Source organism: Capsulimonas sp., assembly GCF_039929585.1.
Lineage (GTDB): Bacteria > Armatimonadota > Armatimonadia > Armatimonadales > Capsulimonadaceae > Capsulimonas.
In genome coordinates this window covers 20,049-28,912 of the sequence record NZ_JBDSQY010000220.1, presented here as the reverse complement: position 1 = coordinate 28,912, position 8,864 = coordinate 20,049, and the positions used below count along the sequence as shown (strand labels likewise).

Sequence of the window (8,864 nt, the reverse complement as noted above, 5' to 3'; positions counted from 1 at the left end):
CACGCACTCAAAGCGCGCCCGGATGGCGTTTTGGTCAATCATGCAGCTATATTCGACACCGAAAGCGGAAAAGACTCCCGCATTTCAGGATTAACAAGATTCACTTATATTGGACCAAGTCCTAAGGGACCATGCACTTGAATTCCAATCATCACTGTCCGCGGTGGACGTGCTGGGGCGCAGCCGGGAGCGCGGCGACGAGGCTGTGCGCCGCATAGAGCAGGCCGGCGGCACGGCGCTGTTCTACTCCGTGGAGGTGATGGACTACTACGAATTGCTGGCCGCGCGCTTTGTCGTTCGTCACCGGTCAAAACATCGTCTTCGACGGCGGATTCTCCGCCACCACCATCTGAGAGGGAAGACATGGGAAACAAAGAGCTGGTGATCGATGATGATCAACAGAACGTAACAGACGGACAGAGAAACGAAGTCCGCCTCGCCGAAGAGGAAGTTCGTGAAATCGTCGCCCGCGCCCTCGCTTCAATGGATCTGGCCGGCAAGCGAGTTCTGCTGATTATTCCCGACGCGACCCGCACCGCACCGGTTGGTCTGATGTTCCGCACGATCTTCGACCTGATCGGCGGCGAAACTTCGCGCCTGGATGTGATGATCGCGCTTGGGACGCACCCGCCGATGAGTGAGGAAGCGATCAACCACCGTCTGGAGATCACAGCGGACGAGAGGGTGGGGCGTTACGGGGGAGTCGGTTATCTGAACCACGCCTGGGACGATCCCGCCGCTCTGGCTGACCTTGGCGTCATCCCGGCGGACGAGATCGGCAAGCTCTCGGACGGCTTGTTTGAGATGGCCGTGCCGGTGACAGTCAACCGGGCCGTTTTCGATTACGATCAGTTGATCATCGTCGGCCCCGTCTTCCCGCATGAGGTCGCCGGCTTCTCGGGCGGCAACAAATACCTGTTCCCCGGCATCAGCGGTCCCGAAGTGCTGAACTTCTTCCACTGGCTGGGAGCAGTTATCACCAATCCCGGCATCATTGGTCATAAGTGGACCCCGGTGCGGCGCGTCATCGACTATGCCGCCTCAGGGATTCCGACGCCTCGCTTTGCATTCTGCATGGTGATCCAGGGGCATGACCTCCTGGGCCTTTATGCGGGCGCTCCCGAGTCCGCCTGGTCCGAGGCCGCAGACCATAGCGCCCGGCTGAACATCGTGTACAAGGATCGGCCTTTCCATACGATCCTGTCGTGCGCGCCGCCGATGTACGACGAGATTTGGGTGGCCGGCAAGTGCATGTACAAGCTGGAGCCGGTGGTGGCGGACGGTGGCGAGCTCATCATCTACGCGCCCCATATCCGTGAGATTTCCGTCACCCATGGCGACCTGATTCGGCGGATCGGGTACCACACGCGCGACTACTTCCTGAAACAGTGGGACCAATTCAAAGACGAACCATGGGGCGTTCTGGCGCACTCGACCCATGTGCGTGGGATCGGCTCGTATGAGGACGGCGTGGAGCGCCCACGGGTGCGGGTGACCCTGGCGACGCAAATCCCTGAAGAAGTCTGTCGGGCAATCAACCTGGGATACCGCGACCCCGCCTCGATCCGGATCGAAGACTATCAGGACCGGGAGGAGGAGGGCGTTCTGTACGTTCCCAACGCCGGCGAGATGCTCTTCCATCTCAAAACCCCGCCGGAATGGGCGCGGGGAGGAACGGTTAATCAGCAGTGACATCACCCTGGAGGTTGCCGCAGGAGCCACTCTCCTGGCGGCGTCTCCGGAAGGTAAAGTCGTCTACGATGATCCGGCGTACCGGAATATTTCTTGGGCGATTTGTCGAATCCTGGCCCGATCGTTCGACTATATAGTGCAGAGGAAACACGGTACGAGAAGTCCATATCATCTATCAGTGACAACTCCAAGCCCATAAATGGGCTGGCTTCTACGCTTCCACGGAAGTGAGGCTCTGTTGTCCCAGAGCCAAAATATTGACAGCGGCATTGGTGTCGCGATCCAAAGAAAGGCCGCACATCGGACACAGATGCCACCGATCCGAGAGCTTCTTCTTGGTGCGGCCTTCTCGACCGTCAGGGCGGTAGCCGCATCCAGAGCAGTCCTGCGAGGTGTAAGCAGGATTGACGGCAAGTATCTCACGACCAGCGTTTTCAGCTTTCGAAGTGAGAACAATACGAAATTGTGACCAGGCAGCGTCGCAGATGGACTTCGCCAGACAATGATTGCCAAGCATATTCCTAACGCTGAGTTTCTCCACGGCAATCACACCGAAGCGATTGACGACGCGCCGCGCGTTCTGGTGACAGAAGTCATGGCGACGATTGCGAATACGTTCATGAACACGAGAAACGACTTTACGGGCTTTCTTTCGAGCCTTGGAGCCACGTTTCTGCTTCGCAAGTTTGCGCTGGGCCTTAGCGAGCGCCTTTTCATCCTTGCGAAAGAAGCGAGGGTTATCGATGAACTCGCCATTAGACAGGGCGGCGAAGGTTTTCAGTCCCATGTCGATCCCGACCGCTTCGGTGGACGGAGGGAGAAGTTCCGGTTCGACCTCCTGGCAGAGGCAAGCAAACCACTTATTGTTGATCCTTCTTAGGGTGCAGGTCTTGAGTTCACCCCAGGGCTGGCGGTGGAGTTTGGCCTTCATCTGCCCGATCTTGGCAAGTCGGATCGTGCTGTCGCCGACCTTGAAACTGTCGTTCTGAGTAAAAGTGATGCTGTCGTACTGACCTTCGCCTTTGAGCCTGGGAAAGCCTGGAGTCTCCCCTTTCTTCACACGGTCGAAGAAGGCTTTGAACGCCAGGTCCACACGATGAACCACATCTTGTAGGACTTGCGAATACACAGATTTGAGTTCGGGGTGAGATTTCTTCCATGCAGGCAGATAGGCTTGCTGGTCATAGCGTCCCACGGATACTTGAGCCGTCTCGAATTGATATTTTCGGTCGTTGACCAGACTGTTATAAACACGGCGGCAGGTTTCGAGCGTCGCTTCCAGTGCATGCTCCTGCGCCCTATTGGGGTACAGCCTGATTTTTAGACAGTTTCTGTTCACAGATTTGCTGTACCTGAAACTGTTAGGTTCTTACGTGTTTTCGCGATACCAATCGGGGTGTCGGTATTTATCGTCTTCGGAAAGACGATGTGCTATCCATCTCCCCCATAAATGGGGAAGACTTACGCACTTTGTGTTAAAAATGACGGGAAGGCTGAAAAGAATGGAAAACTTTATTGCGATATGCAGGCAACGCACGACGATGTCCATGGACCGGTTTCTCAACGATCTCAGTTTTGTTCCCGCAGACAAGCTGACCTGGCGCCCGACGCCGACCGCCAAGTCCGCACTGGACATTGCGGCGCATTGCGCCGGCTACAGCGGCGCCTTCGCCTCTATTATTAGCGCCGGAAAGTTCCCATCCAGGGTCGAGGATTTCCTCGATCCGATCCAAGCGGCGATCGAGAGCATCACGACATTAGAACAGGCGGAGACGATTCTGCGAAAGGGCATCGCGGACACGATTGCGGCGCTCGACACAGTCACGCCGGAGCAAGTCGGCGCAATGATCGAAGCCCCGGCGCTGGGCAGCACCCCGTTCAATTTCTTCTTGACGCTTCCTGCGCGTCACCTTGAGAACCACGGGGCGCAGATCGACTATCTACAGACGTGTTGGGGCGATCTGGAGGTTCATTTTTAGCATTGCGCCAGGCAGCCCTCTTCAAGCTCTCTTAGACAGCGCTTCGAACCCGGAAACCACGTCAAAAAGCTCTTCGTCGATGCTGCCCTGACGCAAACGGTGAAAGGCGCCTTGAAGATCATCCAGGGTTTCTTCGATGTTCTTATCGGCGCGCTCCATTGCCGCCAACCGGCTTGCATTTTCGCTGGCAAGGGATTCGGCGCATGCGCGGAAGAGGGAGATGAAGAGATATTCCCGGATTAGCGCGCGCAGCGTGTCGTCGCTGCTTCCCAGGACTTCGGGCAAGTTTTTTGTTGGCCAGGGGATGTCGGCCAAGCCAGCTTGCCACTGCGCGTCGAGCGGCAGGAGGCGCTGGCTGACGGGTTCGAAGAGAGCGCCGGGCTGCGGGCGATTATGGAAGACGTACACGCTGGGATTGTCGCCGCTGGCGCGCAGCGCCTCGCTTTCGATCTGGATCTGACCGACAAGGGCGGTGATGGCTTGTACAGAGTTTGGTGAGGCAAATTGACCGACGACTGGCAACCCTGCGTCCGCGAGACGCTCCTGAACGCGTTCGCCGATGGCCCAAACTTGCGCCTTGCCCGGCAGTGATCCCAGTGTGTTAATTGCATAATCGGCGATGACATCGTTGAATTGGCCGACCAGTCCCTGGTCGGAGCCAAATACGATGACGCGGATGTCTGTCTGCTGATCTTGTTCTACGGGAAGCGCCGGCGTTTCGTGTCCGTGGATGCACGCGGCCAATCCCAGTTCGACCGTACGATAGTAGTCGGCCAGAGCGAGGACCGATTTCTCGTATTGTCCGACGCTGGAGGCGGCGACGGCTTTCATCGTGCGCACCACGGATTGGAGGTCGCCAGCAGTATCGATCTTGCGGCGCAGGCCCGCCGTGGAGTCGCTCATGTTTTCCCCCAGAATGCACTATTCCTTCGTCGTCAAAGGTCCGACATGACTTTGGGTGGAAATGCGGCCCTCACGGCGTTGAGCACGGCCAGCACATCAATGATTTCCTGGCAGATCGCGCCCGCGACTGGCGTCAAATGTCCCGTCGCGGCGAACATCATCCCGATCAAGCTCAAAGCCATGCCTCCGATTGCGCTCTGGAGTGCGATGGATCGCATCCGGCGGCTAATATGCATGAATTCGTCTACTTTCGTGAGAGAATTCTCCATCAGCACCACGTCGGCCGCTTCCGCCGTGATGTCGCTGTTTTGTCCCACCGCCATGCCGACTGTCGCCGCCATCATCGCCGGGGCGTCATTAATCCCGTCGCCGACGTAGAGCGTCTTAGACCGAGCGGTTTCCTTTCGCACAATGGCCAGTTTTTCCTCTGGACTTTGCTCGGCAAAAATCTCCTGAATGCCGACTTGCTCGGCCAAATAACGAACTTCTGTTTCACGGTCTCCAGACACGATCATCACGCGCTGGAATTGATGCTTTGGTCCGAGGTGTTCAATAAACGACTGCCCTTCGATGCGCGGCGCATCGCGCAGACGGAAAGCCGCCGCGTACCGCCCGTCGATAGCAATCATGCATTCTAGTCCTCCGGCGGCTGTGGGCATCGCATCGGCGCCGCTAATATCTAAAGCGGCGATCTTACCGCGACTCGTGATTTGAATTTTGTGTCCCGAAACCGTTCCACATAGCCCCGTACCAGGCGCTTCACTCACCTCGGAAGCTTGCTGGAGCGTCAATTTCTCTTGGTTCGCTTGAGCAAGGATGGCTCGGGCGAGTGGATGCTTCGAATAGCGCTCAAGGCTCGCCGCTAATGTCAGAATTTCCTTCTGGTCGAATCCTGGCGCGATGAGTTGGTCGGTGAGCTTGGGTTCGCCATATGTCAGTGTTCCCGTCTTGTCGAAGATCGCGGTGCGGCATCCCGTGATCTGCTCGAGAACTGCGGGGTTTTTGATAATAATGGAGCGCCGAGCCGCCAATGAGATGGAGCCAATGATTGCTACGGGAATTGCAATGAGCAGTGGACAGGGCGTCGCAATGACTAGAACAGCGAGAAAGCGAATTGCGTTGCCGCTCATTGCCCACGCGAGAAGAGCGACAGCCACAGCCACCGGCGTGTAGATAGCCCCTAATTGGTCGCCGAGCCGCCGCAAATGCGGACGATTCTGTTCAGACTCTCGCATGACGCTCATGATTTTGGCGTAGCGAGAATCGACTGCTCGCCGCGTTGCGGTGATTGTCAGGGCGGATTCGCCGTTCACGGCGCCGGATATTACCGAGGAGCCGGACGCCTTCGTTACTTCAAACGGTTCGCCGGTCAGGAACGCCTCATTCATGACGCCGTGACCTTCGATGACCGTTCCATCCACCGGGCAGATATCGTGCGGATAGATCACGAGAGTGTCCCCCACCGCAACGTCTTCCATCGTCACATCGCTGATAACGGCATCCTGTTTTCGATGTGCAACCGATGGCATCCTTTTGGACAGAGCGCGAAGGACGGACGATGCGTTTCGGAGCGCATAGTTTTCGAGAGCCTCTCCTCCTGACAGCATCAGCACTACGATGACTCCGGCCAGATATTCTCCGAGAAGCACGGAGGTCACGATAGAAATTCCCGCCAGTAGATCGGCCCCAAACTCACGTTTTGCGACTTTCTTAAGAAGTTCGAAAACGAGCGGGGCTCCGCCAAGAACAAGTGCGGCCAGGAGCGGGATCTGAGATGTGCTGGGATTTGTGTGGAAAGCGAATTGCAAGAGAAGATACGCGGCGATCGCCACGACGGCGACCGCGGCGATCGCCGTCGTCCTGCGGCGCCAGTGATTATTGTCGATCTCCTCAGCGGTGAATGCGCTCATGACGATGCCTTAACTGCCACTTTCGATGTGGCTCCATGATCTTCTTGGGATTTGACGACTGGATCCGACAGGAAGCGATCAAGTACGCCGCGTGCGATTTCTAAGACTGTTTTGCGATCCTCATCGCTAAGTCTTGTGGCGGTTTCGAAGCGGGCGCACACATCCGCCGGAATGCTCTCGGACGATTCTTGCACGGCGCGTTCGGCGTCCGTCATTTGTTCGATTGGGATTGCGTCGAAGAGGTCGGCGGACAGCGCCAGAAGAACGGCGATCTGTGCGGGAACGGGCGCCTGGGAGAACTCCGGCTGTTTGAGGCAGGCGCGGATACGGCGTCCGTGCTCGATGGTCTTGAGAGTGTCGGCGTCCAAACGGGCTCCGAATTTGGCGAAGGATTCCAGTTCTTCAAACTGTGCGTAGGCGAGCTTGAGGTCGCCCGCCACCGCGCGGTAGGTGGCCCTCTGCGCCTTGCCGCCGACGCGCGACACGGATTTCCCGACATCGACGGCGGGCAGCACGCCCAGTTCGAACAGAGAAGGCGAAAGATAGATCTGTCCATCGGTAATGGAGATCAAATTCGTCGGAATGTAGGCCGAAATGTCCTGTGCGTCGGTTTCGATAATCGGGAGGGCGGTCAGCGATCCGCCCCCATGTTCTTCGCTGAGATGCGTCGCTCGCTCCAGCAGGCGCGAGTGGATATAGAAGATGTCGCCAGGGAAGGCTTCACGTCCTGGAGGGCGGCGAAGCAGCAGCGAAATCTCACGATAAGCGCGGGCATGCTGCGTGAGATCATCATAGACGATGAGCACGTCTCGTCCCGATTCCATAAAGTATTCGGCAATACTTGTGGCGGCGTAAGGCGCGATGTAAGTCAGGCCGGGCGGATCGCTGCCCTCGCTCACGACCACGACGGTATATTCCATGGCGCCATGCTCGCGGAGCGTGGCGATGGCCTTCGCCACGGCGCTCGCGCGCTGTCCAATGGCGCAATAAACACAGACGACGTTCTGATCCCGCTGATTGAGAATGGCGCCGACCGCAATCGCGGTTTTGCCCGTTTGACGGTCTCCCAGGATCAACTCGCGCTGACCTCGCCCGATAGGAAGCAGTGCATCGATTACTTTTATGCCCGTTTGGAGCGGGACGGTGACCGGCGAACGGTCCATGATGGCAGTGGCGGGGCGTTCGATGGGGCGGCGGTCGTTAGAATGGATCGGCCCGGCGTCGTCGAGAGGCCGGCCGAGCGGATCGATGACGCGGCCCAGCAATTCGTCGCCCACCACGACGTCCGCGACACGGCCCGTTCGCTCGACTTCATCGCCGGCATGCAGACGCCAATGCTCGCCAAGCAGCACCACGCCGATCTCATCTTCATCCACATTGAACGCAACACCAAGCACGCCGCCGGAGAACTTGACCAACTCCTCAAAGCCGACGCCGGGAAGTCCAGACACCATGGCGACAGCAGTGGAGATGCTCGCGACCGCGCCGATCTCATGCGGCTCCAGGATCGGCGTAAACTCTTCGCACGCCTGACGAACGCTATTGAATGCTTGGTCGAAGACGCCTTGCAAACTCTCGACTTCGGTGTTCATTGACGAACCGACGCCTTCTCAGTTTTAGTCTGTGCCGTCAGAAGCGAGCCAACGCTGGTTTCCATGGACGCCAGATAGTCTGTGATGCTCCACGACAGTTTTTGCCCGTTCGTAGTGAGTTCGATGCCGCTGATCAGATTCGGCGTCGTCTCGAACTGGATGAGAGTATCTGACGAGAAGGTCTCGTGGAGCGTATTTTGTATTGCCATACGCTGTGCTTCGGGTAAATCAAATGCGCTGCGAACAAGCGGTGGCGCGGCGGCTGATTGGAGAGCGGCGGCAAGGCGTTCTTTCGCCGGACCATCCATCGCACGCAGGCGTCGAGTGAAGACGTCGCTGAGGCGTTCTTCCAAACTGGCGTCGGCGAGATCCGACAGCGTCTTTCGCGCGATGGCGAACACTTCCTGCTGGGTACGCAGAGCGAGTGCTTGATTGAGTCGCCCCGCGTCCTGCTTCTGTGTTTCCCGCTGCTGGGCGCTCCAGGAGTCGGACGTCTTGCGCGCTTCGTCCATCAGCCGCTGGCGCTCGGCGTTCGCATCGTTTGTCGCTTGTGTGAGCAGCGCGGCGCGCTGTCCGTCGAACTCCTCATTTTTATGCTGAAACTCGTCGCGATCCTTCTGGGCTTCGGCCTTTTTCGCATCGGCGTCTGCGATCTGCGCGGCGATCCGTGTTTCCCGCGCGTCCACGGCGTTCAAGATCGGCTGATACAAGAAGCGGCGAAGCAGCCAAACCAAAATGAGAAAGTTAAGCGTTTGCGCGATGACGGTGAACCAATCGATGAGCATAGG

General features: G+C 57.8%; 8 protein-coding genes. 3 read left to right on the top strand and 5 right to left on the bottom strand.

Annotated features, from left to right (window positions below):
* Window positions 1-205 precede the first annotated feature (205 nt).
* Window positions 206-385, top strand: a complete 180-nt coding sequence (locus ABIZ35_RS16465) for a hypothetical protein (protein WP_348221014.1) — start codon at window positions 206-208, stop codon at window positions 383-385.
* Window positions 364-1,692, top strand: a complete 1,329-nt coding sequence (locus ABIZ35_RS16460; RefSeq protein ID WP_348221013.1) for a lactate racemase domain-containing protein — start codon at window positions 364-366, stop codon at window positions 1,690-1,692. The genes ABIZ35_RS16465 and ABIZ35_RS16460 overlap by 22 nt, the downstream gene beginning before the upstream one ends.
* 211 nt (window positions 1,693-1,903) lie before the next feature.
* On the opposite strand, the gene ABIZ35_RS16455 is transcribed toward ABIZ35_RS16460, so the two are convergent.
* A complete protein-coding gene (locus ABIZ35_RS16455) occupies window positions 1,904-3,031 on the bottom strand; it encodes a transposase (protein ID WP_348221012.1) in 1,128 nt (375 codons plus the stop codon).
* Between the two features lie 202 nt (window positions 3,032-3,233).
* Between ABIZ35_RS16455 and ABIZ35_RS16450 the strand changes: the two genes are divergently transcribed.
* Window positions 3,234-3,671: a DinB family protein gene (locus tag ABIZ35_RS16450; protein WP_348221011.1), complete on the top strand. Its 438-nt coding sequence runs from the start codon at window positions 3,234-3,236 to the stop codon at window positions 3,669-3,671.
* 21 nt (window positions 3,672-3,692) lie between these two features.
* Here the strand turns inward: ABIZ35_RS16450 and ABIZ35_RS16445 are convergent, their stop codons facing one another.
* Genes ABIZ35_RS16445 through ABIZ35_RS16430 form a run of 4 tightly spaced genes read right to left on the bottom strand, consistent with a single transcriptional unit; the run spans window position 3,693 to window position 8,861 of the window.
* A complete protein-coding gene (locus ABIZ35_RS16445) occupies window positions 3,693-4,574 on the bottom strand; it encodes a F0F1 ATP synthase subunit gamma (protein ID WP_348221010.1) in 882 nt (293 codons plus the stop codon).
* A gap of 32 nt (window positions 4,575-4,606) precedes the next feature.
* A complete protein-coding gene (locus ABIZ35_RS16440; protein WP_348221009.1) occupies window positions 4,607-6,484 on the bottom strand; it encodes a heavy metal translocating P-type ATPase in 1,878 nt (625 codons plus the stop codon).
* A complete protein-coding gene (locus tag ABIZ35_RS16435) occupies window positions 6,481-8,076 on the bottom strand; it encodes an alternate F1F0 ATPase, F1 subunit alpha (RefSeq protein WP_348221008.1) in 1,596 nt (531 codons plus the stop codon). The genes ABIZ35_RS16440 and ABIZ35_RS16435 overlap by 4 nt, the downstream gene beginning before the upstream one ends.
* Window positions 8,073-8,861, bottom strand: a complete 789-nt coding sequence (locus tag ABIZ35_RS16430) for a F0F1 ATP synthase subunit B (protein ID WP_348221007.1) — start codon at window positions 8,859-8,861, stop codon at window positions 8,073-8,075. Before ABIZ35_RS16430 ends, ABIZ35_RS16435 begins: the two co-directional genes overlap by 4 nt.
* Between the last annotated feature and the right edge of the window lie 3 nt (window positions 8,862-8,864).

What these genes read in the sequence shown, in the direction of transcription:
- ABIZ35_RS16460 (WP_348221013.1), top strand. Translation starts at nt 364, where the DNA reads ATGGGAAACAAAGAGCTGGTGATCGATGATGATCAACAGAACGTAACA.
- ABIZ35_RS16450 (WP_348221011.1), top strand. Translation starts at nt 3,234, where the DNA reads ATGTCCATGGACCGGTTTCTCAACGATCTCAGTTTTGTTCCCGCAGAC.
- ABIZ35_RS16445 (WP_348221010.1), bottom strand. Translation starts at nt 4,574, where the DNA reads ATGAGCGACTCCACGGCGGGCCTGCGCCGCAAGATCGATACTGCTGGC.
- ABIZ35_RS16440 (WP_348221009.1), bottom strand. Translation starts at nt 6,484, where the DNA reads ATGAGCGCATTCACCGCTGAGGAGATCGACAATAATCACTGGCGCCGC.
- ABIZ35_RS16435 (WP_348221008.1), bottom strand. Translation starts at nt 8,076, where the DNA reads ATGAACACCGAAGTCGAGAGTTTGCAAGGCGTCTTCGACCAAGCATTC.
- ABIZ35_RS16430 (WP_348221007.1), bottom strand. Translation starts at nt 8,861, where the DNA reads ATGCTCATCGATTGGTTCACCGTCATCGCGCAAACGCTTAACTTTCTC.